Below are 21,062 nucleotides of genomic sequence, written 5' to 3'. Positions count from 1 at the left end.
GTCACGTGGTCCGCTCGGAAAGGCTGCTGAGGGTAGGACGGAGCAGGTCGAGGACGTGGGTCCAGTTGTACTTGTCGCGTCCTCCGCCGGACTTGGGCTTGTGGGGCACGTAGTCGCCGATCAATACATCCATCGAGCGCAGTCGGGCCAGGCTCTCCGAATAGGCCGGGTGGGCAGCCTGGGCGGAGTTGACGTAGGGCTGGACGGCAACCGGGATGCCGAGCCCGTACGCCTCACAGAGGATGCCGAGCGCAAGCGTGTCGGAGATGCCGGCGGCCCACTTGTTGACAGTGTTGAACGTCGCGGGAGCGACGGCGACGGCATCTGCCGGGGGCAAGGGTTGCGGGACGCTCGGCGTGCGCCAGGCGGAGCGGATCGGAAAGCCGGTCTGGGCCTCGATTGCTTCCTGGTCTATGAAGCCGAGAGCGCTGGGGGTGGCAATCACGCCGACCTTCCAGCCCTCGACATGGGCTGCGGAGATCAGTTCGCCCACACCGTCGGCTATTCCCGAAGCGCAGACGATGACATAGAGAAAAGGCTCATGGTTCTCAGTCAAATCCGAACTCCCAACTGATGGCAGAAACGGCAGAGTTCCGGGACTCTACCGCGTCGGTCCCGCGCGGCCATGTCACCGACCAGTTCCAGCACACTGGGACGTCGGCGAATGTCCTCAGAAGCACAGCTCTCCGCAATCCTGAGTGCTTGGTATCCCTCACCCAGTCTGCCTTGTTGACTGTAGGCCCGTGCAGCATCCACCCAGAGTGCGGCCCGCCGCTCAGGAACAGGGATGCGGCGCCGCATCAGAGGTTGAGCAGCTTCCAAAGCCGCGCCGGCGTCGCCGAGAACCACGGCCGAGCTGACTGCATGGAGTGCCACGTTGGTGGGGCTGAAGTTCGCCCAGGAATCCGGGCCGTCGAGGGCAACGTGGCACGCGACAGTCCGGGCCTCGGCGAGAAGTTCCGCTGCGGTCGCCCGGTCGCCACCTGCACTTGCTGCGGTCACGCCTCGCAGGAGCATGAGCCCGAATGCGGCAAGGTACTGAGGCGATCTCCGGTCATAGCCACCGCCGAGTTGGTCTGCGGTGTGATGAATGAGGCTAATAGCGGGTGCGGTGTGCCGGTCTCGCGCGAGAACGTGGACCTGAACGCGAACACTGGAAGCCATCACCACCGGATCACAGCTCCGCTCAGCCTCAGCCATGGCCCTGCCGACCGCGAGCCAGGCGTTGCCCTGATCACCGAGTTTGAGCAACAGACTCACAGCGGTCTGATAAGCCGTCGCAAGCATGCCGGAGAGAGTCGGATCGTCACCTCGCTCCGCGCTCTGGGCGTGCCGAAGGTCGGCGATCAGCTGCGGCAGAGACGCTTCGAGTTCAGCGTACCGGCAGGAATAGAAGTGCCTGCGTGCCTGAGACAGCCGGGCTGCAAGTACCGTCGGCGACTGCAGTGGGCGATCGGAGAGTACCGGCCCGGGCAGAAGTTCGCGGACGAGTTCCATCCCCGCGCGGGGCGGTCCTGCCGGGGCCGCGAGCGTAACAACGCTCGCGGCCAAGAAGTTGCGCCGGTGCATGTCGTCCGTCCTGCTGTCCGTACTGGTGGAAGAGGCAAGCCCGAGGTTCTCCGGAGGAATCCCGAGCACAGCTGCAACCGCCCGTAGGACACCCACGTCCTGCGTTCCCTTACCGCTCTCCAGCCGACTGATCTTCGACTGGTGGTAACCCAACTCGGAAGCCACATCGGCCTGAGACCGGCCGCTGAGCACTCGCGCCCGGCGAATCACTTCGCCGGGCGCGAGTTCCACGGAGTGCCCTTTGGCCATCCACGACATGGATCCTCCTGCCGATGCCGATCACACCCGATCTGTCGAGCGTAGCCGCACGAGGACAACCCGTGATGCACGATCTGCATGAATCATGCGCAGCGGGCTTGGGGCCCGGCCACCCGGCCTCGAAGTGCAGTTGGCTATTCGTCAGCAGCCTTGCCCCCGTCGCCAAGGAGAAGCGCCGATGACCCTCCTCTCGAACGTTGTGAGAGGCGACGCCGTGCTCCAACAGGGACCGGACGCGAGCGTCCACCCGCCTGCCGAACTGGCGACCATCTGCCTGCCGTACCGGCCCGAGTCGGTGGGCGCCGCTCGGCGCTTCGTGTGCGCGAAGTTGCAGGAGTGGGGGCTGAACGACCTAGTGGACGACGCCGCCGTGCTCGTCAGCGAGTTGACCACCAACTCGGTCGAGACCGGCTGCCAGACCCGCATGCTCGTCGGCGTCCGCCGACCGATCGACCACGTCGTCCGCATCCTCGTCGGTGACGGCTCCCGCTCGATGCCCGTGATGATCCAGGCCGGGCCCGACGCCACATCCGGCCGGGGCCTGGCGATGGTCCACCGGCTCACTCACGGCCGCTGTGGCGTCACGCTCCTCCCCTTCGGGAAGGTCGTCCACGCCGACCTCGCGTCGCCCGGACCGATCTCCCGGTGAACTGGCAACCGCCGGAGGACGGTTACGACTCCGACGATGCGCCGCCGCCATCCATCCCTGATCCCGCGCGGGTCTGGGCCGCCTACGGGGTGTCCGCCGCTGCCGGGCTGCACGTCGTCGTCGCGGCGGCCCTGGTGTTGATCAACCGCTCCCACTGAACTCCCGTCCGCGCCGCCGACCCGGCGGCGCGGACGGGATCACCCAGCAACTCGGTTTGCCTGCCAGGTTGTTGATCCTGATCTCAACCACCAATTCCCAAGGAGGAACAGTCCAGATGACCACCGCACCGTGGGGCACCACCCGCATGGGCCCGTACCCCGAGTCCAACCCGATCCCCGCCCTCACGCCCGTGATCGACCCCGAAACGCAGATCGCCGTGTTCGTGGACGAACACGGCCGCACCGTCGAGATGGGCGCGCACGGCACCAGCACCGAGACCAGCACGCCCACGAACACGGGTGGCGGCGACGGCCAGAGCGGGCAGCAGAACGCGCCCACCGACATGGACAGCATGCCCGCGAACGACCAGGACCAGGGCATCGGCTGACATGACACCGGATCGACACCGGGCCGCCGTCCTGGTCCTGACCAACACCTACGACGTGACAGCCGACGTAGTTCTGCGCATCCTGGCTGACCGCCGAATCCCGGTCGTCCGGGCCGACCCCGGTGCCGATCTGCTCGAAGGTGCCCCGCTGACCGCCCACTACCGCACGGGCGAGCAGCGGGGCACCCTCCGCGCGTCGAGCCGGGAGCTCGACCTCGCCCACGTGCGATCGGTCTGGGTCCGCCGCCCCTCGCCCTACGAGGCACCCCCGGGGCTGGACGAGCACACGGCGAAGTTCGCCAGCTCACAGGCATTCTGGGGCTTCGGCGGCATCATCGCCTCGCTCCCCGGAGCCCACTACGTCAATCACCCGTGGCACATCCGCAATGCGGAGTACAAGCCCGCACAACCCGCCGTGGCGAGCCGGACCGGGTTCCTGGTCCCGAACACGGTCATCACCACCGACCCCGGCGAAGCACGCCGGTTCTGCACCGACCAACCCGGCGGTGCCGTCTACAAGTCACTGTGGGACAGCCGCTACCGCACTGAGGACGGCACCGCACAGACGGTGTGGGTACGGGAAGTCGACCCGGCCGAGATCACCGACGCCGTATCCGTCTGTCCGCACATGTTCCAGGCCAAGGTTGACAAGGCCTTCGACGTACGGGTCACCGCCGTCGGCGACAGACTGTTCGCGGTCCGGATCGACAGCCCGGATCTCGACTGGCGCCACCGGCAGAACCTGCTGACCTGCACACCGATCGAGGTACCCAAGCCGGTCGCCCGCGCGATCACCGCCTACCTCACCGGCCTCCGTTTGACCTTCGGTGCGTTCGACTTCGCCGTGACCGCCGGCGGTGACTGGTACTTCCTTGAGTGCAACCCCAACGGCCAGTGGGCGTGGCAGCCCGCCGAGGCCACCGCCGCGATCGCCCAGGCCATTGCCGACCAGTTGGAGAGAGGTCCCGACTCATGAGCACATCGGCTCAGCTCCGCGCAGCCCTGGTGGACAGCCTCACCGGGGACGACAAGATCACCGACCCGGCTTGGGAGGACGCTGCCAGAACGGTCCCCCGGGAGCTGTTCGTCGGATCGTTCTTCGTGCCGGTTCCGGGAAGCAACCCGACTGCCTACCGACCCGTGCGCAAGGACGAGCCCGGATGGCTGGAGCACGTCTACACCAACGAAACGCTGATCACTCAGCTCGACGGGCGGACCCGCCCCGAGGACGTGCCCGATGGGACCGCGACCGGCACCCCGTCCTCGTCGTCCACCCTGCCGTCGCTGGTCCTGCGCATGTGGCACCAACTCGGTGCCGAGCCTGGGCACCGGGTGCTGGAGATCGGCACCGGAACCGGCTACTCGACCGCCCTCGGGGCGCACCGCCTCGGGGACGCCAACGTCACCAGCGTCGAGTACGACCCGACGGTGGGCGCGGCCGCGGCCGCGGCCATCACAGCAGCGGGCTACGCCCCCCGGCTGGTCATCGGTGACGGACTGCTCGGCGATCCTGGCGGCAGCGGCTACGACCAACTCATCGCCACCTGCTCGGTCCGCTACGTTCCACCCCCGTGGCTGCACCAGGTGAAGCCCGGTGGTCGGATCCTGGTCACGCTGTCCGGCTGGTCCTTCGGCTTCGGTCTCGCCCTGCTCGTCGTGACCGGCCCCGGAGAAGCCACCGGCCGCTTCCTGCCCGGTTACACCAGTTTCATGATCGCCCGCCCCCACGACCGACCGCCCCGCCAGAGCCTTTCCCTCCTCCCCGGAGACGAACGCCCGACCCTGATCGACCCCGAGATCATCAGCACGTGGACGGGCAGCTGGGTCGCACAACTCGCAGCGCCCTCGGCCGAGCGAATGGGAGTCGGCGGACAACAGATCCTCACGGACGTGGCCACCGGCTCCCAGGCCCGGACCGCACCCAACCCGGCCGGCGGGTGGACCGTGATCCAGCGCGGCCCGCTCCGACTCTGGGACCAGGTGGAAAGCGCCGTCGAAGCCTGGCAGGAGGCGGGCGAGCCACATCAGGAGGGCTTCGGGATCACCGTCTCGGAATCGGGGCAACGCGTCTGGATCGGAAGCGAGGACGGACCGAGCTGGAACCTCCCCATCTGAAGACAACGGCCCGGCTCCCCCACCAGGAGGAGCCGGGCCGTTCGTCGTACGCGCCGAAGCGGTCAGCCGCCGAGCTGGATCCCGGCCATCCGCTTCCACTCGTACGCGCCGGTCTTGACCTTGAGGCCCAGCTCGCCCTCGAAGTCGTCGTGCAGGGTCAGCCCGGCCAGCTCGGCGGCCCGGCGGCCGACGGCGTAGCTCGGGGCCACCTGGTCGCCCCAGGCGCCGTCCGCGCCGACCACCACGATCCGGGTGGCCGCGGCGCCGACGTACTCGACGACCGCGTCGGCGCTGCCGCCGTGCTGCTGGGCGAAGCTGGTCAGGTGCTTGGCGATGCGCTTGGCGCGGCGCTCGGTACGGGCGTCCGGCGCGGCGGCGGTGGCGGTCTCTGCGCTGCTCATGCCCGCATGCTACCCACCGGTAGACGCCCTGGCGACGGGAGCGGCCTGTGCACCGGGCCACATACTAGGGACGTGACGTTCCAAGGCTGGCCGACCGAGGCGCTCGACTTCTACGAGCACCTGGAGGCCGACAATTCGAAGACCTTCTGGCAGGCCCACAAGGACCGGTACGACGACGCCGTACGGGCCCCGATGGAGCTGCTGCTCGCCGACCTGGAGCCCGAGTTCGGGCCGGGGAAGATCTTCCGCCCGAACCGCGACGTCCGCTTCAGCGCCGACAAGTCCCCGTACAAGACGCACATCGGCGCGCACCTGGAGACCGGCGGCTACATCCAGCTCTCCGCCGACGGTCTGGCCTGCGGCAACGGCATGTACCGGCTCGCCCCGGACCAGCTGGAGCGCTACCGCGCCGCCGTCGCCGAGGACGTCAGCGGCGCCGAGCTGGAGCGGGTGATCGCCGCGGTGGAGAAGGACGGCCCCCAGGTGTCCGGCCGGGACTCCCTCAAGTCCACCCCGCGCGGCTTTCCCAAGGACCACCCGAGGATCGAGCTGCTGCGCCACAAGGGCCTGGTGGCCTGGCAGGAGTGGGCGCCCGCGAAGTGGCTGGGCACCCGGACGGCCTACACCCGGATCACCGGCTTCCTGCGCGCCTCCCAGCCGCTCAGGGACTGGCTGGACGGCCACGTCGGCCCCTCCGAGCTGCCCGCCCGCTGAGACGCTTCAAGAACTCGAAAGCACCCCGGAACGCGGAAGAGCCCCGGTCCACAGGACCGGGGCTCTTCCCTCAAAGCCTCTTACTTCACGAATGGGTCGATCGCGCACACCACGAACAGCAGCGACAGGTAGGTGATCGACCAGTGGAACAGCCGCATCTCCTTCAGCTTCGCGCCCACGACCCCGGCCTTGGCCCGCGCGTACAGCGCGTGCGCCTCGCGCAGCCAGGCCGCGCCCAGCACCACTGCGGCGACCGGGTACAGCCAGCTCATGTGCCCCAGCGGCCACACGGCCAGCGAGGTCGCCACCATCACCCAGGAGTAGGCGACGACCTGCTTGCCGACCGCGACGTTGCCCTTGATCACCGGCAGCATCGGCACGCCCGCGCGCAGGTAGTCGTCGCGCACCTTCATCGACAGCACCCAGGTGTGCGGCGGGGTCCAGAAGAACACCACCAGGAACAGCGCGACCGCCGCCCAGGACACCGAGTCGGTGACCGAGGACCAGCCGACCAGCACCGGCATGCAGCCGGCGATGCCGCCCCAGACGATGTTCTGCGAGGTGCGCCGCTTGAGCCCCAGCGTGTAGACGAACACGTAGAACAGCAGCGCGCCCAGCGCCAGCCCGGACGAGAGCCAGTTGACGCCGAAGCCCAGCAGCAGGGTCGAGACGACCGCCAGCACGATGCCGAACACCAGCGCCTCGCGCGGCGACACCATCCCGGTGACGATCGGGCGCCGCTCGGTGCGCGACATCAACGCGTCGATGTCGCGGTCGATGTACATGTTGAGGGCGTTCGCGCCGCCCGCCGAGAGGTAGCCGCCGACCACGACCTTCAGCACCAGCAGCATGTTCGGCACGCCCTGCTGCGCCAGGAACATCACCGGCACGGTGCTCATCAGCAGCAGCTCGATGATCCGAGGCTTGGTCAGTGCGACGAAGGCGCCGACCCGGGCCCCGATCGGCCGGTGATGCGCAGGCGTCGCCCCGGTGACCCCGGCGGGACGGGTTTCGACGGCGGTCACTAACACCCCAACTGAAGATGAATCCTCGCAGGCGTCCACAGGAACGAAGGGTCCCGAAATCGTCCGCTCTGCGCGTACCACGACACCATAGACGCTCCATACATCCCATCCGGCTCCGGGGTCCCCCGGCGGGGCGGATGGCGCACCCCCGGGTGCACCGACTGGGTGAACCCACGAACCGCTTCCGGCGCGCCCTCGCGACCCGCCGCGACCGCCCGAGCGGCGCGGGGCGGCAAACCGGGGGAGGCTGGGACAAAATCGGCCAGAACGCCCTAGTGGGAATCACCATGCGGAAATCCCGGTTGTCCCGGCACGGAGGGTGAGCCCCGGGCCGGACGGTAGGCTCGCACGCAGAAGCGGGATCTACCCTCCGTGACCGGCACCACCCACAGTCGGGACCACAGCGCCGTGGCCGACCCGGTCCCCATTCACGGGGTCACTCTTCACAATGGAAGGAGCCCTGAGACAGGGTGAGCACTGCGCCGACGAACGCATTCGAGTGGACCGAACTGGACGAGCGCACGGTTGACACGGCGCGCGTCCTGGCCATGGACGCTGTCCAGAAGGTCGGCAACGGACATCCCGGGACGGCCATGTCACTGGCCCCCGCGGCGTACCTGATCTTCCAGCGTTTCCTGCGCCACGACCCGACCGACCCGGCCTGGGTCGGCCGCGACCGCTTCGTCCTCTCCCCCGGGCACACCAGCCTGACCCTTTACACCCAGCTCTACCTCTCCGGCTACGGCCTGGAGCTGGACGACCTGAAGGCCTTCCGCGTCGCCGGCAGCCGCACCCCCGGCCACCCCGAGCACGGCCACACCGCCGGCGTCGAGACCACCACCGGCCCGCTCGGCCAGGGCATCGCCAACGCGGTCGGCATGGCGATGGCCGCCCGCTACGAGCGCGGCCTGTTCGACCCGGAGGCCCCGGCCGGCGAGTCCCCCTTCGACCACACCATCTGGGCCATCGTCTCCGACGGCGACCTGGAGGAGGGCATCTCCGCCGAGGCGTCCTCGCTGGCCGGCCACCAGAAGCTGGGCAACCTGGTCGCCCTGTACGACGACAACCACATCTCGATCGAGGGCGACACCGAGACCGCCTTCTCCGAGGACGTCCTCAAGCGCTACGAGGCCTACGGCTGGCACGTGCAGCGGGTGACCCCGAAGGCCAACGGCGACATTGATGTCGAGGCCCTCGCCGAGGCGCTGGCCGTCGCCAAGGCCGAGACCTCCCGCCCGTCGATCATCGCGATGCGCACCATCATCGCCTGGCCGGCCCCGAACGCCCAGGACACCGCCAAGGCGCACGGCTCCGCGCTCGGCGCCGCCGAGATCGCCGCCACCAAGAAGGTCCTGGGCTTCGACCCGGAGAAGACCTTCGAGGTCAGCGACCAGGTCATCGAGCACGCCCGCCTGGTCATCAAGCGCGGCAAGGCCGCCCGCGACCAGTGGCAGCAGTCCTTCGACGCCTGGCACGCCGCCAACCCGCAGCGTGGCGCCGAGTTCGACCGCATCCAGGCCGGCGAGCTGCCCGAGGGCTGGAAGAAGGCCGTCCCGTCCTTCCCGGCCGGCAAGGACGTCGCCACCCGCAAGGCCTCCGGCGAGACCCTCAAGGCGCTCGGCGCGGTGATCCCGGAGCTGTGGGGCGGCTCGGCCGACCTCGCCGAGTCCAACCTCACCACCATCGACGAGGACAGCTCCTTCCTCCCCGAGGGCAACCCGCTGAAGTCGGCCAGCCCGTACGGCCGGACGATCCACTTCGGCATCCGCGAGCACGCCATGGGCTCGACCATGAACGGCATCGCGCTGCACGGCAAGACCCGCGTCTACGGCGGCACCTTCCTGGTCTTCGCCGACTACATGCGCCCGGCCGTCCGCCTGGCCGCGCTGATGAAGCTGCCGGTCACCTACGTCTGGACGCACGACTCGATCGGCCTCGGCGAGGACGGCCCGACCCACCAGCCGGTCGAGCACATGGCCTCGCTGCGCGCCATCCCGGGCCTGGCCATGGTCCGCCCGGCCGACGCCAACGAGACCGCCGTCGCCTGGCGCACCGTCATCGAGCGCCAGACCAGCCACCCCGGCCCGGTCGGCCTGGCGCTCACCCGCCAGAACGTCCCGACCTTCGACCGCGAGGTCTACGCCTCCGCCGAGGGCACCGCGAAGGGCGGCTACATCCTGGCCGAGGCCTCCAACGGCGACCCGCAGGTGATCCTGCTGGGCACCGGCTCCGAGGTCCAGCTGGCCGTCAAGGCCCGCGAGGCGCTGGAGGCCGAGGGCATCGCCACCCGCGTGGTCTCGGTCCCGTCCTTCGAGTGGTTCCAGGAGCAGGACCAGGCCTACCGCGACAGCGTGCTGCCGCCGTCCGTCAAGGCCCGCGTCTCGGTCGAGGCCGGCATCGCCCAGGGCTGGCGCGAGCTGGTCGGCGACCACGGCCGGATCGTCTCGCTGGAGCACTTCGGTGCCTCCGCCGACTACCAGGTGCTCTTCGAGGAGTTCGGCCTGACCGCCGAGCGCGTGGTCGCCGAGGCCCACAACGCCCTGCGCTCCCTCGAAGCCGTCAACCGCTAGCAGTGCCCACGGCCGGGCCCGAGACCCGCACGTCGACGGCCCGGCCCCCTCTGACTACCCCACGAAGCAGAAGACGAAGGACTGAAGCACCATGACTGACGCACTGAAGCGCCTCAGCGACGAAGGCGTTGCGATCTGGCTGGACGACCTCAGCCGCAAGCGGCTGAACTCCGGCAACCTGGCCGAGCTGGTGCAGAACAAGCACGTGGTGGGCGTCACCACCAACCCGACCATCTTCCAGAAGGCCATCGCCGGCAGCGGCGACAGCTCCTACGACGGCCAGCTGCGCGACCTCGCCGTCCGCAAGGTCACCACCGACGAGGCGATCCGCATGATCACCACCTCGGACGTGCGCGACGCCGCCGACGTGCTGCGCCCGGTCTACGACGCCTCCAACGGCCGCGACGGCCGGGTCTCCATCGAGGTCGACCCGCGCCTGGCCCACGAGACCGCCCCGACCGTGGCCGAGGCCAAGCAGCTGTGGTGGCTGGTCGACCGCCCGAACGTCTTCATCAAGATCCCCGCCACCAAGGCCGGCCTGCCCGCCATCAGCGAGGTCATCGGCCTGGGCATCAGCGTCAACGTCACGCTGATCTTCTCCCTGGACCGCTACAAGGCCGTCATGGACGCCTACCTGACCGGCCTGGAGGCCGCCAAGGCCAAGGGCCTGGACCTCTCCCAGATCGAGTCGGTCGCCTCCTTCTTCGTGTCCCGTGTGGACACCGAGATCGACAAGCGCCTGGACAAGATCGGCGGCGACGCCAAGAACCTGCGCTCCAAGGCCGCCCTGGCCAACGCCCGGCTCGCCTACCAGGCGTACGAGGAGGTCTTCGGCTCGGTCGACGGCAAGACCGCCGGCAGCGCCCGCTGGCGCTCGCTGGAGGCCGCCGGCGCCAAGCCGCAGCGTCCGCTCTGGGCCTCCACCGGTGTCAAGGACCCGGCCCTGCCGGACACCCTGTACGTCACCGAGCTGGTCGCCCCCGGCACCGTGAACACCATGCCCGAGGCCACCCTGGACGCCACCGGCGACCACGGCGTGGTCACCGGCAACACCATCGTCCCCAACTACGCCGACGCCAAGGCCGTCATGGACGCCGTCGCGGCGGCCGGCGTGGACTACGACGACGTGGTCCAGGTCCTGGAGGACGAGGGCGTGCAGAAGTTCGAGCAGTCCTGGCAGGAGCTGCTCGACACCGTCACCGCCTCGCTGGCCTCCTTCGCCAACGAGAAGTGACCCCCCGCTCACACAGCCAACGCACGAAAGCGGAGCACACCAAGTGAGCACTGATTTCCCCGAGTTGACGCCGGAATCGGACGCGGACGACCTCCCACCCACCCCCGTCAACCCGCTTCGTGACCCTTCCGACCGGCGGCTCCCGCGCATCGCGGGGCCGTCCGGCCTGGTCATCTTCGGGGTCACCGGCGACCTGTCCCGCAAGAAGCTGATGCCTGCCATCTACGACCTGGCCAACCGCGGTCTGCTGCCGCCGGGCTTCTCCCTGGTCGGCTTCGCCCGCCGCGAGTGGGACGACGAGGACTTCGCCAAGGAGGTCCACGACGCGGTCAAGGAGCACGCCCGGACCCCGTTCCGGGAAGAGGTCTGGCAGCAGCTCGCCAAGGGCATGCGCTTCATCCACGGCACCTTCGACGACGACGACGCCTTCGACAAGCTCCGCGAGACCATCGAGGAGCTGGACAAGGCCCAGGGCACCGGCGGCAACTTCGCCTTCTACCTGTCCGTCCCGCCGAAGTTCTTCCCCACCGTCGTCCAGCAGCTCAAGAAGCACGGCCTGGCCGACCCGCCGCAGGGTTCCTGGCGCCGCGCCGTCATCGAGAAGCCCTTCGGCCACGACCTGGAGAGCGCCCAGGAGCTCAACAAGGTCGTCCACGAGGTCTTCCCCCGGGACGAGGTCTTCCGGATCGACCACTACCTGGGCAAGGAGACCGTCCAGAACATCCTGGCGCTGCGCTTCGCCAACCAGATGTTCGAGCCGATCTGGAACCGGTCGTACGTCGACCACGTGCAGATCACCATGGCCGAGGACATCGGCATCGGCGGCCGGGCCGGCTACTACGACGGCATCGGCTCCGCCCGTGACGTCATCCAGAACCACCTGCTGCAGCTGATGGCGCTCACCGCCATCGAGGAGCCGGCGTCCTTCCACCCGAAGGCGCTGGTGGCCGAGAAGCTCAAGGTGCTCAGCGCCGTCAAGCTCCCGGCCGACCTCGGCCGGCACACCGTGCGCGGCCAGTACGCGGCCGGCTGGCAGGGCGGCGAGGAGGTCGCCGGCTACCTGGACGAGGACGGCATCAACCCCGACTCCAAGACCGACACCTACGCGGCCATCAAGCTGGAGATCAACAACCGCCGCTGGGCGGGTGTCCCGTTCTACCTGCGCACCGGCAAGCGGCTGGGCCGTCGGGTCACCGAGATCGCGGTGGTCTTCCAGCGCGCCCCGTACCTGCCGTTCGACTCCTACGCGACCGAGGAGCTGGGGCAGAACGCCCTGGTCATCCGGGTCCAGCCGGACGAGGGCGTGACGGTGCGGTTCGGCTCCAAGGTGCCGGGCACCTCCTTCGAGGTCCGGGACGTCACGATGGACTTCGCCTACGGCGAGTCCTTCACCGAGTCCAGCCCGGAGGCGTACGAGCGGCTCATCCTCGACGTTCTGCTCGGCGACGCCAACCTGTTCCCGCGCCACCAGGAGGTCGAGCTCTCCTGGCAGATCCTCGACCCGATCGAGAAGTACTGGGACACCCACGGCAAGCCGGCCCAGTACGCGGCGGGCACCTGGGGCCCCGCCGAGGCGGACGAGATGCTCGCACGAGACGGCAGGAGCTGGCGCCGGCCATGAAGATCGACCTGACCAACACGACGTCCAGCAAGATCAACGCCGCGCTGATGGCGGCGCGCCGGGCCAGCGGCTCCACCGCCGCCGGCATGGTGCTCACCCTGGTGGTCGTGACCGACGAGGGCAGCGCCTACGACGCCCTCAAGGCCGCCAACGACGCGTCCCGCGAGCACCCGATGCGCACCCTCGCGGTGATCAAGCGCGCCGGGCGCTCGCCCCGGGCCCGCGCCGAGACCCGCCTGGACGCCGAGATCCTGGTCGGCTCCGACGCCGGCTCCGGCGAGACGGCCATCCTGCGCATGCACGGCGAACTCGTCGCGCACGCCCAGTCGGTGGTCCTGCCGCTGCTGCTGCCGGACGCCCCGACCGTCGTCTGGTGGCCGGACAACGCGCCGCTGCACCCGGCGCAGGACCCGCTGGGCTCGCTCGCCCAGCGCCGGATCACCGACGCGGTCACCGCCGAGTCCCCGGTCGGCCAGCTCGCCCAGCGGGCCGAGAGCTACACCCCGGGCGACACCGACCTGGCCTGGACCCGGATCACCGGCTGGCGCTCGATGCTGGCCGCCGCGCTGGACCAGCGGCCGGCCCGGATCACCTCCGCAGTGGTCGAGGGCGAGTCCTACAACCCCAGCGTCGAGCTGCTCGGCCTGTGGCTCACCAACCGGCTGCACGTGCCGGTCGAGCGGGTCGTCACCGGCGGCCCGGGCATCACCGCGGTGCACCTGCGCACCAAGGACGGGGACATCACCCTGGACCGCCCGGACGGCCTGATGGGCACGCTCTCCATGCCCGGCTCGCCGGACCGCCAGGTGGCGCTCAAGCGGCGCGAGACCTCGGAGCTGATCGCCGAGGAGCTGCGCCGGCTGGACCCGGACGACATCTACGCGACGGCCGTGCGCACGCCCGTCGAGCGGCTGCACGAGCCCTCCACCGTCGAGATGGCGGCGGCCGAGGAGATCGCTCACGCGGTCGAGTCCCCGTTGGCCAACCCGGACCGGGTGACGGCCGACGCGGAGAAGAAGCCCTCCGCCAAGAAGGCCGTCGGCAAGCGCACCACCGCCAAGGACGGCGCATGACCAACGCGATCCCGCAGCTGGTCGTCCACCGGGACAAGGAGCTGATGGCCCAGGCGGCCGCGGCCCGGCTGATCACCCGGATCGTGGACGCCCAGGCCGCCCGCGGCACCGCCTCGGTGGTGCTCACCGGCGGCCGCAACGGCAACGCCCTGCTGGCCGCGATCGCCGCCTCCCCGGCGCGCGACGCGGTCGACTGGGGCCGGCTGGACCTCTGGTGGGGCGACGAGCGCTTCCTGCCCTCCGCAGACCCGGACCGTAACGCCGTCCAGGCCCGCGCCGAGCTGCTGGACGCCGTCCCGCTCGACCCGGCGCGGGTGCACGAGATGCCCGCCTCGGACGGGGTGGACGGCTCGGACGTGGAGGCCGCCGCCGCCCGCTACGCGGAGGAGCTGGCGAAGGCCGCCGGGCCGGGCGACCGGCTCGGCGTCCCGGCCTTCGACGTGCTGCTGCTCGGCGTCGGCCCGGACACCCACATCGCCTCGCTCTTCCCCGAGCACCCGGGCGTGCGGGAGACCGAGCGGACCGTGATCGGCGTGCGCGGGGCCCCCAAGCCCCCGCCGACCCGGATCTCGCTCACCCTCCCGGCGATCCGGGCGGCCCGCGAGGTCTGGCTGCTGGCCGCCGGCGAGGACAAGGCGGGCGCGGTCGCGCTGGCCCTGTCCGGCCCCGGCGAGCTCCAGGCGCCCGCCTCCGGCGCGTACGGCCGCAGCCGCACCCTGTGGCTGCTGGACCGCGCCGCGGCGGAGCGGATCCCACCGCAGCTGTACCCGCCGGCCTCGGCATAACGGGCCCGGCGAACGCCGAAGGGCGCCACCGTCACTCGACGGTGGCGCCCTTTCTGCTTGTCTGGAGTTCGGCTCGCTCGCGGGTTGGCTCGCTCGCGGGTCGGAACTTCGCGTCAGATCTCGCCGCGCAGCTTGGCCAGCGCCTCGGCGAGGATCGCCTCGCCGTCGGCGTCGGTGCGCCGCTCACGGACGTAGGCGAGGTGGGTCTTGTACGGCTCGTTGCGCGAGGGCGCCGGCGGGTTGTGCTCGTCCTGCCCGGCCGGGAAGCCGCAGCGCGGGCAGTCCCAGGTGTCCGGGATGACGGCCTCGGCGGCGAAGCTGGGCCGGGTCTCGTGCTTGTTGGCGCACCAGAAGGAGATCCGGTTGCGCGGGGCGGACTCGCCGCGCTCGGCCTCCCCCATCGGGCCGGCCCCGACCCTGCTGCCACGGATGGCGTTGCCACTTGCCACGGTCTGACTCCCTGCGTGCTGGTGCGCCGACCCGCCGCGGTGCGCGTCGGTGGCGAAAGTCGTCCTAGTGTAAGCAGGACTTAAGCCTTCGCCACCATCGCCTCCGCCCCCGACCGTCCCAGGATAGGCGCTCGGGCGACGGGGCGTCAGGGTTGTGTCAGGCCTGGTTCTTGAACTTGAGGACCAGGCCCAGCACGAGGATGCAGGCGAACCAGCCGAGGCCGACCACGATGGTGATGCGGTCCAGGTTGCGCTCGGCCACGGCCGAACCGCCGCCGGTGGACATCGCGCCGCCACCGAACATGTCCGACAGGCCGCCGCCCTTCCCCTTGTGCAGCAGCACCAGGAGGATCATCAGCGCGCTGAAGACGATCAGGGCAATAGAGAACCCGAGAACCACGACGGGACCAACTCTCTCGTATCTTCGGCGAAGGGGCCGGGCCGCGTACGGCGGTCCGGCCCCAAAGCCTACGTTGCTGCGGCGGCGTTAGCCTACTGCCTGCTCACGGTAGCGCACGATCTTGACGAACTCCTCGGCGTCCAGCGAGGCACCGCCGATCAGGCCGCCGTCGATGTCGGGCTTGGCCATCAGGCCGGCCGCGCTCGACGACTTGACCGAACCGCCGTACAGCACGCGGACCTTGTCGGCCAGCTCGGCGTCGTACAGCTCGGCGATCCGCCGGCGGATGGCCGCGCAGACCTCCTGCGCGTCCTCCGGGGTGGCCACCTCGCCGGTGCCGATCGCCCAGACCGGCTCGTACGCGACCACGATGGACTCGGCCTGCCCGGCCGGGATGCCCTCCAGCGCGCCGTCCAGCTGGGCCAGGGTGTACTCGACGTGGGTGCCCGCCTTGCGGACCTCCAGCGGCTCGCCGATGCACAGGATCGGGGTGACCCCGGCCCGGTAGGCGGCCTTCACCTTGGCGTTGACGATCTCCTCGTTCTCGCCGTGGTACTGGCGGCGCTCCGAGTGGCCGATCACCGCGTAGGTGCACTGGAGCTTGGCCAGCATCGGGCCGGAGACCTCGCCGGTGTAGGCGCCGCCGTCGTGCTGCGAGATGTCCTGCGAGCCGTACTTGATCTTCAGCTTGTCGCCGAAGACCAGGGTCTGCACCGAGCGCAGGTCGGTGAACGGCACCAGGACGGCGACCTCGACGGCCTCGTAGTCCTTGTCGGCCAGCGCGAACGCCAGCTTCTGGGTGTGCTGGATGGCCTCAAGGTGGTTGAGGTTCATCTTCCAGTTGCCCGCCATCAGCGGGAGACGCTCAGTCATCGTTTTCAGTCCTCCAGAGCGGCGAGACCGGGGAGGGTCTTGCCCTCCAGGTACTCGAGGCTCGCGCCGCCGCCGGTCGAGATGTGTCCGAACGCGTTCTCGTCGAAGCCCAGGATCCGGACGGCCGCGGCGGAGTCGCCGCCGCCGACCACGGTGAACGCGCTGCTGTCGATCAGGGCCTGCGCGACGGCCTTGGTGCCGTTCGCGTAGTCCGGGTGCTCGAAGACGCCCATCGGGCCGTTCCAGAACACGGTGCCGGCGTCGGCCAGCTTCGCCGCGTACAGCTCGCGGGTCTTCGGGCCGATGTCCAGGCCCTCCTTGTCGGCCGGGATCGCGTCCGAGCCGACGAGGTCGGGGTTGGCCGGGGTCTTGCCCTTGAGGTCCGGGAACTCGGCGGAGACCAGGACGTCCACGGGCAGGACGAACTCGACGCCGCGCTGCTCGGCCTGCGCCAGGTACTCCAGGCAGACCGGGATCTGGTCCTCCTGCAGCAGCGAGATGCCGACCTCGTGGCCCTTGGCCTTGAGGAAGGTGTACGCCATGCCGCCGCCGATCAGGATCCGGTCGGCCTTCTTCAGCAGGTTGTCGATCACGCCGAGCTTGTCGGACACCTTGGCGCCGCCGAGCACGACCACGTAGGGGCGCTTGACGTCCTCGGTGAGCTTCTTCAGCACACCGACCTCGGTGGCGATCAGGTCGCCGGCGGCGTGCGGCAGGAGCTTCGGCAGGTCGTAGACCGAGGCGTGCTTGCGGTGCACGGCGCCGAAGCCGTCGCCCACGTACAGGTCGGCCAGGGCGGCCAGCTGCTCGGCGAAGGCCTTGCGCTCGGCGTCGTCCTTGCTGGTCTCACCGGCGTTGAAGCGCAGGTTCTCCAGCAGCACGACCTCGCCGTCGGCCAGCGCGGCCACGGCGGCACCGGCGCTCTCGCCCACGGTGTCGGCGGCGAAAGTGACGCTCGTGCCGAGGATCTCGCCGAGCCGTGTGGCGACCGGGGCGAGCGAGAACTTCGGGTCCGGCTCGCCCTTGGGGCGGCCGAGGTGGGAGGCGACGACGACCTTGGCGCCGCGCTCGAGGAGCTTGGCGATGGTCGGCGCGACGGCGCGGATCCGGCCGTCGTCGGTGATCGTCTCGCCGTCCAGCGGGACGTTCAGGTCGGCGCGCACGAAGACGCGCTTGCCGGCGACGTCCAGGTCTTCGATGGTCTTCACTGGTTCTTCGGTCTCCCGGGGAGATGGTTGATGCGCAGAGGCGGCACGGCGCAGGGGCCGCCTGAGAAGTCCTTGTACGCGGAGCGAGGGCCCGGTCGGCTCAGTTTCGCCGTCCGGGCCCTCGCCCCTACATCACGTCAGCTCCCACTGCGTCAGAGCTGCTCACCGACGAGGGCGGTCAGGTTGACGAGGCGGTTGGAGTAGCCCCACTCGTTGTCGTACCAGCCGAGCACCTTGACCTGGTTGCCCTGGACCATGGTGAGCTGGGAGTCGAAGATGCAGGAGGCCGGGTCGTTGACGATGTCCGAGGAGACGATCGGGTCCTCGGTGTAGGCCAGGATGCCCTTGAGCGGGCCCTCCGCGGCCTTCTGGAAGGCGGCGTTGACCTCGTCCTTGGTGACCTCGCGCTCGAGGGTGACGACCAGGTCCGTGATGGAGCCGGTCGGGACCGGGACGCGCAGCGAGGTGCCGTCCAGCTTGCCCTTCAGCTCCGGCAGGACCAGGGCGGTCGCCTTGGCGGCGCCGGTCGAGGTCGGGATGATGTTCTGCGAGGCCGCACGAGCACGGCGCAGGTCCTTGTGCGGGAAGTCCAGGGTCACCTGGTCGTTGGTGAACGCGTGGACGGTGGTCATCAGACCCTTGACGATGCCGAAGCTCTCGTTCAGCACCTTGGCCATCGGCGCCACGCAGTTGGTGGTGCAGGAGGCGTTGGAGATGATGTCGTGCTTGGCGGCGTCGTACTTGTCGTCGTTGACGCCCATGACGATGGTGACGTCCTCGTCGGTGGCGGGCGCCGAGATGATGACCTTCTTCGCGCCGGCGGCGAGGTGCTTCTTCGCGGCCTCGGCCTTGGTGAAGATGCCGGTGGACTCGACGACGATGTCGGCGCCCAGGGCGGCCCACGGCAGGTTGGCGGGGTCACGCTCGGCGGTCACCTTGAAGGTGCGGCCGTCGACGGTGATGCTGTCCTCGGTGTGCGAGACCGTGCCCGGGAAGGTGCCCAGGGTGGTGTCGTACTTGAGCAGGTGAGCCAGGGTCTTCGTGTCGGTGAGGTCGTTGACACCGACGATCTCGATGTCCGCGCCCTGGGCCTTGACCGCGCGGAAGAAGTTGCGGCCGATGCGGCCGAAGCCGTTGATGCCTACCCGGATCGTCACGAACCGATCTCCTCGTTAGGTACGCCGGCGTGAAGCCGACGGGGGTGAGATTTGGGAAGTCCCCGACCGCCTATGACCCTACCCCTCCCGGCGCTGGGAGGGCACATCGCGCCACCTCGTGAGACTTGGCGTGGCGCACCGTAAACCCGGTTCCAGGCTGTCCGGCCTTGGCCCGGCGGGCAGTTGGTCCCGGGCCAGTGGTCTCTACCAATTTGGGGCTTCCGGGCCGGCCCGGAAACGACCGCGGCCGGTGTCCGTCATCCGGACACCGGCCGCTGTGATTCGCCTGTTACTCGCCCGATCGTCTCCGGGGCGGGAGCTCTCACGGAGCGTGATCGTCAGTTGAGCGCCATCTCATCGGTCAGGTTGGCCTCGGTGCTCGGCAGGCCGAGCTCGGCGGCGCGCTTGTCGGCCATCGCGAGCAGCCGACGGATCCGGCCGGCCACCGCGTCCTTGGTCAGCGGCGGGTCGGCGAGCGCGCCCAGCTCCTCCAGCGAGGCCTGCTTGTGCTGCATCCGCAGCTGGCCGGCCGCGGCCAGGTGCTCGGGCACCTCCTCGCCGAGGATCTCCAGCGCGCGCTGCACCCGGGCGCCGGCCGCGACCGCGGCGCGGGCCGAGCGGCGCAGGTTGGCGTCGTCGAAGTTGGCCAGGCGGTTGGCGGTGGCCCGGACCTCGCGCCGCATCCGGCGCTCCTCCCAGGCGAGCACCGACTCGTGCGCGCCGAGGCGGGTCAGCAACGCGCCGATCGCGTCGCCGTCGCGGATCACCACCCGGTCCACGCCGCGCACCTCACGGGCCTTGGCCGGGATGCCGAGCCGACGGGCCGCGCCGACCAGGGCGAGGGCGGCCTCGGAGCCGGGGCAGGTGATCTCCAGCGAGGAGGAGCGGCCCGGCTCGGTGAGCGAGCCGTGCGCCAGGAAGGCCCCGCGCCAGGCGGCCTCGGCGTCGCAGGTGGCACCGGAGACGACCGCCGGGGGCAGGCCCCGGATCGGGCGTCCGCGGCCGTCCACCAGTCCGGTCTGGCGGGCGAGCAGCTCGCCGTCCTTGACGACCCGGACCACGAAGCGGCTGCCGCGCCGCAGTCCGCCGGGGGCCATCACCACGAGGTCGGAGGAGTGCCCGAAGATCTCCAGCAGGTCCTTGCGCAGCCGCCGTGCCGCCGCCCCGGTGTCCAGCTCCGCCTCGATCACGATGCGGCCGCTCACGATGTGCAGTCCGCCCGCGAACCGCAGGATCGCCGACACCTCCGCCTTGCGACAGCAGGCCCGGGTGACCGGGAGCCGGCTGATCTCGTCCTTCACCGCTGGAGTCATCGCCATGGCCCGATCCTTCCATGTGTCCGGAAAATCCGGTCGTACGCGGCCGCCAACAGCTCCGGGTCGTGTCGCGGGGTGCCGTCGGTGCGGGCCACCGTGCCGAGCACCAGAGCGGCGCCCATCCGTTCGGCCGCCTTCTCCAAACCGGCCAGGTCGGCCTGGCCGAAGGCGCCGCCCGAGACGGCACGCTCGTCCACCAGGATCGCATCCACGGCGAGCTCCGGAGCGTGGTCGGCGATGACCTCCAGGTGACGCTGCGGGGTGAAGCCCTCGGTCTCCCCGGGCTGCGGGGCCAGGTTGAGGGTGAGCAGCCGGCGCGCGCGGGTCTCGACCAGCGCCTTGGCCAGCTCGGGCACCAGCAGGTGCGGCAGCACGCTGGTGAACCATGAGCCGGGGCCGAGCACCACCCAGTCCGCCTCGCGGACCGCCGTGACCGCCTCCGGGACGGCCGGCGGCCCGTCCGGCAGCAGCCGGATCGACTGCACGGTGCCGGGGGTGACGGCCACGTTGGCCTGGCCCCGGACGGCCGAGACCTCGCCGGGGCGGGCCGGGTCGTGGCCGCGCACGCTCGCCTCGATGTCCAGCGGCACCGCCGACATCGGCAGCACCCGGCCCTGGACGTTCAGCAGCCGGCCGACCCAGTCCAGCGCCGCCACCGGGTCGCCGAGCTTCTCCCAGAGCGCCACGATCAGCAGGTTGCCGACCGCGTGCCCGCCCAGCTCGCCGTTGCCGGTGAAGCGCTGCTGGATCACCTCGGACCAGGTGCGGCCCCAGTCGTCGTCCCCGCACAGCGCGGCGAGCGCCTTGCGCAGGTCGCCGGGCGGCAGCACCCCCAGCTCCTCGCGCAGCCGGCCGCTGGAGCCGCCGTCGTCGGCGACGGTGACCACGGCGGTGAGGTCGCTGGTGAGCCGGCGCAGGGCGGACAGCGAGGCCGACAGGCCCTGGCCGCCGCCGAGCGCGGTGATCCGGGGTGCCGGATTGGCCCGGGCGGGACTACTGCGCGGACGGCCCGGCGCCGGGCTGCCCGCCCGTTCGCCGGTCCTGCTCTGCGGCTGCCGCCCGGGCACGTATCCCGCCACACTCACCTCGTGTTCCTCG

Annotated in this window: 22 protein-coding genes; 11 read left to right on the top strand and 11 right to left on the bottom strand. The window is 70.4% G+C overall.

The window, feature by feature from the left end:
- Position 1: 1 nt before the first annotated feature.
- Together ACFQ87_RS14090 and ACFQ87_RS14085 are read right to left on the bottom strand one after the other, a co-directional pair.
- Positions 2 to 556, bottom strand: a complete 555-nt coding sequence (locus tag ACFQ87_RS14090; RefSeq protein ID WP_380610974.1) for a flavoprotein — start codon at positions 554 to 556, stop codon at positions 2 to 4.
- A complete protein-coding gene (locus ACFQ87_RS14085; RefSeq protein WP_380610973.1) occupies positions 553 to 1,827 on the bottom strand; it encodes a helix-turn-helix domain-containing protein in 1,275 nt (424 codons plus the stop codon). The genes ACFQ87_RS14090 and ACFQ87_RS14085 overlap by 4 nt, the downstream gene beginning before the upstream one ends.
- Before the next feature lie 178 nt (positions 1,828 to 2,005).
- Between ACFQ87_RS14085 and ACFQ87_RS14080 the strand changes: the two genes are divergently transcribed.
- The 5 genes from ACFQ87_RS14080 (at position 2,006) to tgmC (ending at position 5,138) form a co-directional block, all read left to right on the top strand.
- A complete protein-coding gene (locus ACFQ87_RS14080; protein WP_380610972.1) occupies positions 2,006 to 2,476 on the top strand; it encodes an ATP-binding protein in 471 nt (156 codons plus the stop codon).
- A complete protein-coding gene (locus ACFQ87_RS14075; protein ID WP_380610971.1) occupies positions 2,473 to 2,634 on the top strand; it encodes a hypothetical protein in 162 nt (53 codons plus the stop codon). Before ACFQ87_RS14080 ends, ACFQ87_RS14075 begins: the two co-directional genes overlap by 4 nt.
- 116 nt (positions 2,635 to 2,750) lie before the next feature.
- Positions 2,751 to 3,023 carry a putative ATP-grasp-modified RiPP gene (gene tgmA, locus ACFQ87_RS14070; protein WP_380610970.1) on the top strand — a complete coding sequence of 91 codons (273 nt, stop codon included), beginning with the start codon at positions 2,751 to 2,753 and terminating at the stop codon, positions 3,021 to 3,023.
- A 1-nt stretch (position 3,024) separates the two neighbouring features.
- Positions 3,025 to 3,999, top strand: coding sequence for an ATP-grasp ribosomal peptide maturase (gene tgmB, locus ACFQ87_RS14065; RefSeq protein WP_380610969.1), 975 nt, complete (start codon positions 3,025 to 3,027; stop codon positions 3,997 to 3,999).
- The gene (gene tgmC, locus ACFQ87_RS14060) at positions 3,996 to 5,138 is read left to right on the top strand and encodes an ATP-grasp peptide maturase system methyltransferase (protein WP_380610968.1); all 1,143 of its coding nucleotides are present in this window, start codon (positions 3,996 to 3,998) and stop codon (positions 5,136 to 5,138) included. Before tgmB ends, tgmC begins: the two co-directional genes overlap by 4 nt.
- A gap of 62 nt (positions 5,139 to 5,200) precedes the next feature.
- Here tgmC and ACFQ87_RS14055 read toward each other — a convergent pair whose 3' ends face one another.
- A complete protein-coding gene (locus ACFQ87_RS14055; RefSeq protein WP_380610967.1) occupies positions 5,201 to 5,539 on the bottom strand; it encodes a hypothetical protein in 339 nt (112 codons plus the stop codon).
- Between the two features lie 72 nt (positions 5,540 to 5,611).
- Between ACFQ87_RS14055 and ACFQ87_RS14050 the strand changes: the two genes are divergently transcribed.
- On the top strand, positions 5,612 to 6,253 hold the full coding sequence (locus ACFQ87_RS14050; protein WP_380610966.1) for a DUF2461 domain-containing protein: 642 nt from the start codon (positions 5,612 to 5,614) through the stop codon (positions 6,251 to 6,253).
- A gap of 80 nt (positions 6,254 to 6,333) precedes the next feature.
- On the opposite strand, the gene ACFQ87_RS14045 is transcribed toward ACFQ87_RS14050, so the two are convergent.
- Positions 6,334 to 7,284: a heme o synthase gene (locus ACFQ87_RS14045; RefSeq protein ID WP_380610965.1), complete on the bottom strand. Its 951-nt coding sequence runs from the start codon at positions 7,282 to 7,284 to the stop codon at positions 6,334 to 6,336.
- Between the two features lie 464 nt (positions 7,285 to 7,748).
- Here ACFQ87_RS14045 and tkt point away from each other — a divergent pair, with 464 nt between their 5' ends.
- The 5 genes from tkt (at position 7,749) to pgl (ending at position 14,561) form a co-directional block, all read left to right on the top strand.
- A complete protein-coding gene (gene tkt / locus ACFQ87_RS14040; protein WP_380610964.1) occupies positions 7,749 to 9,848 on the top strand; it encodes a transketolase in 2,100 nt (699 codons plus the stop codon).
- Between the two features lie 91 nt (positions 9,849 to 9,939).
- Positions 9,940 to 11,082: a transaldolase gene (gene tal / locus ACFQ87_RS14035; RefSeq protein ID WP_380610963.1), complete on the top strand. Its 1,143-nt coding sequence runs from the start codon at positions 9,940 to 9,942 to the stop codon at positions 11,080 to 11,082.
- A gap of 64 nt (positions 11,083 to 11,146) precedes the next feature.
- Positions 11,147 to 12,703, top strand: a complete 1,557-nt coding sequence (gene zwf / locus ACFQ87_RS14030; protein WP_380611130.1) for a glucose-6-phosphate dehydrogenase — start codon at positions 11,147 to 11,149, stop codon at positions 12,701 to 12,703.
- Entirely contained in the window at positions 12,700 to 13,776 is a 1,077-nt protein-coding gene (gene opcA / locus ACFQ87_RS14025) for a glucose-6-phosphate dehydrogenase assembly protein OpcA (protein WP_380610962.1), read from the top strand. Before zwf ends, opcA begins: the two co-directional genes overlap by 4 nt.
- Positions 13,773 to 14,561 (top strand): 6-phosphogluconolactonase, encoded by a 789-nt coding sequence (pgl, locus tag ACFQ87_RS14020; protein ID WP_380610961.1) that lies wholly within the window; start codon positions 13,773 to 13,775, stop codon positions 14,559 to 14,561. The genes opcA and pgl overlap by 4 nt, the downstream gene beginning before the upstream one ends.
- Before the next feature lie 113 nt (positions 14,562 to 14,674).
- On the opposite strand, the gene ACFQ87_RS14015 is transcribed toward pgl, so the two are convergent.
- The 7 genes from ACFQ87_RS14015 to yvcK form a co-directional block, all read right to left on the bottom strand.
- Positions 14,675 to 14,962: an RNA polymerase-binding protein RbpA gene (locus ACFQ87_RS14015; RefSeq protein WP_030308030.1), complete on the bottom strand. Its 288-nt coding sequence runs from the start codon at positions 14,960 to 14,962 to the stop codon at positions 14,675 to 14,677.
- 205 nt (positions 14,963 to 15,167) lie between these two features.
- On the bottom strand, positions 15,168 to 15,410 hold the full coding sequence (gene secG, locus ACFQ87_RS14010) for a preprotein translocase subunit SecG (protein WP_380610960.1): 243 nt from the start codon (positions 15,408 to 15,410) through the stop codon (positions 15,168 to 15,170).
- An 87-nt stretch (positions 15,411 to 15,497) separates the two neighbouring features.
- On the bottom strand, positions 15,498 to 16,283 hold the full coding sequence (gene tpiA / locus ACFQ87_RS14005) for a triose-phosphate isomerase (protein WP_380610959.1): 786 nt from the start codon (positions 16,281 to 16,283) through the stop codon (positions 15,498 to 15,500).
- 5 nt (positions 16,284 to 16,288) lie between these two features.
- A complete protein-coding gene (locus tag ACFQ87_RS14000; protein WP_380610958.1) occupies positions 16,289 to 17,491 on the bottom strand; it encodes a phosphoglycerate kinase in 1,203 nt (400 codons plus the stop codon).
- Positions 17,492 to 17,643: 152 nt separating this feature from the next.
- The gene (gap, locus tag ACFQ87_RS13995) at positions 17,644 to 18,648 is read right to left on the bottom strand and encodes a type I glyceraldehyde-3-phosphate dehydrogenase (protein WP_380610957.1); all 1,005 of its coding nucleotides are present in this window, start codon (positions 18,646 to 18,648) and stop codon (positions 17,644 to 17,646) included.
- 338 nt (positions 18,649 to 18,986) lie between these two features.
- A complete protein-coding gene (whiA, locus tag ACFQ87_RS13990) occupies positions 18,987 to 19,967 on the bottom strand; it encodes a DNA-binding protein WhiA (RefSeq protein ID WP_188308910.1) in 981 nt (326 codons plus the stop codon).
- Positions 19,958 to 21,043, bottom strand: coding sequence for a uridine diphosphate-N-acetylglucosamine-binding protein YvcK (gene yvcK, locus ACFQ87_RS13985; protein WP_380611129.1), 1,086 nt, complete (start codon positions 21,041 to 21,043; stop codon positions 19,958 to 19,960). Before yvcK ends, whiA begins: the two co-directional genes overlap by 10 nt.
- Positions 21,044 to 21,062 lie beyond the last annotated feature (19 nt).

The sequence above is a fragment of the Kitasatospora sp. NPDC056531 genome (assembly GCF_042794375.1).
In the GTDB taxonomy this organism is placed as follows: Bacteria; Actinomycetota; Actinomycetes; order Streptomycetales; family Streptomycetaceae; genus Kitasatospora.
This window is presented reverse-complemented; position numbering and strand designations above follow the sequence as displayed.

What these genes read in the sequence shown, in the direction of transcription:
- ACFQ87_RS14085 (WP_380610973.1), bottom strand. Translation starts at nt 1,827, where the DNA reads ATGTCGTGGATGGCCAAAGGGCACTCCGTGGAACTCGCGCCCGGCGAA.
- ACFQ87_RS14080 (WP_380610972.1), top strand. Translation starts at nt 2,006, where the DNA reads ATGACCCTCCTCTCGAACGTTGTGAGAGGCGACGCCGTGCTCCAACAG.
- tgmA (WP_380610970.1), top strand. Translation starts at nt 2,751, where the DNA reads ATGACCACCGCACCGTGGGGCACCACCCGCATGGGCCCGTACCCCGAG.
- tgmB (WP_380610969.1), top strand. Translation starts at nt 3,025, where the DNA reads ATGACACCGGATCGACACCGGGCCGCCGTCCTGGTCCTGACCAACACC.
- tgmC (WP_380610968.1), top strand. Translation starts at nt 3,996, where the DNA reads ATGAGCACATCGGCTCAGCTCCGCGCAGCCCTGGTGGACAGCCTCACC.
- ACFQ87_RS14055 (WP_380610967.1), bottom strand. Translation starts at nt 5,539, where the DNA reads ATGAGCAGCGCAGAGACCGCCACCGCCGCCGCGCCGGACGCCCGTACC.
- tal (WP_380610963.1), top strand. Translation starts at nt 9,940, where the DNA reads ATGACTGACGCACTGAAGCGCCTCAGCGACGAAGGCGTTGCGATCTGG.
- opcA (WP_380610962.1), top strand. Translation starts at nt 12,700, where the DNA reads ATGAAGATCGACCTGACCAACACGACGTCCAGCAAGATCAACGCCGCG.
- pgl (WP_380610961.1), top strand. Translation starts at nt 13,773, where the DNA reads ATGACCAACGCGATCCCGCAGCTGGTCGTCCACCGGGACAAGGAGCTG.
- ACFQ87_RS14015 (WP_030308030.1), bottom strand. Translation starts at nt 14,962, where the DNA reads ATGGGGGAGGCCGAGCGCGGCGAGTCCGCCCCGCGCAACCGGATCTCC.
- tpiA (WP_380610959.1), bottom strand. Translation starts at nt 16,283, where the DNA reads ATGACTGAGCGTCTCCCGCTGATGGCGGGCAACTGGAAGATGAACCTC.
- whiA (WP_188308910.1), bottom strand. Translation starts at nt 19,967, where the DNA reads ATGGCGATGACTCCAGCGGTGAAGGACGAGATCAGCCGGCTCCCGGTC.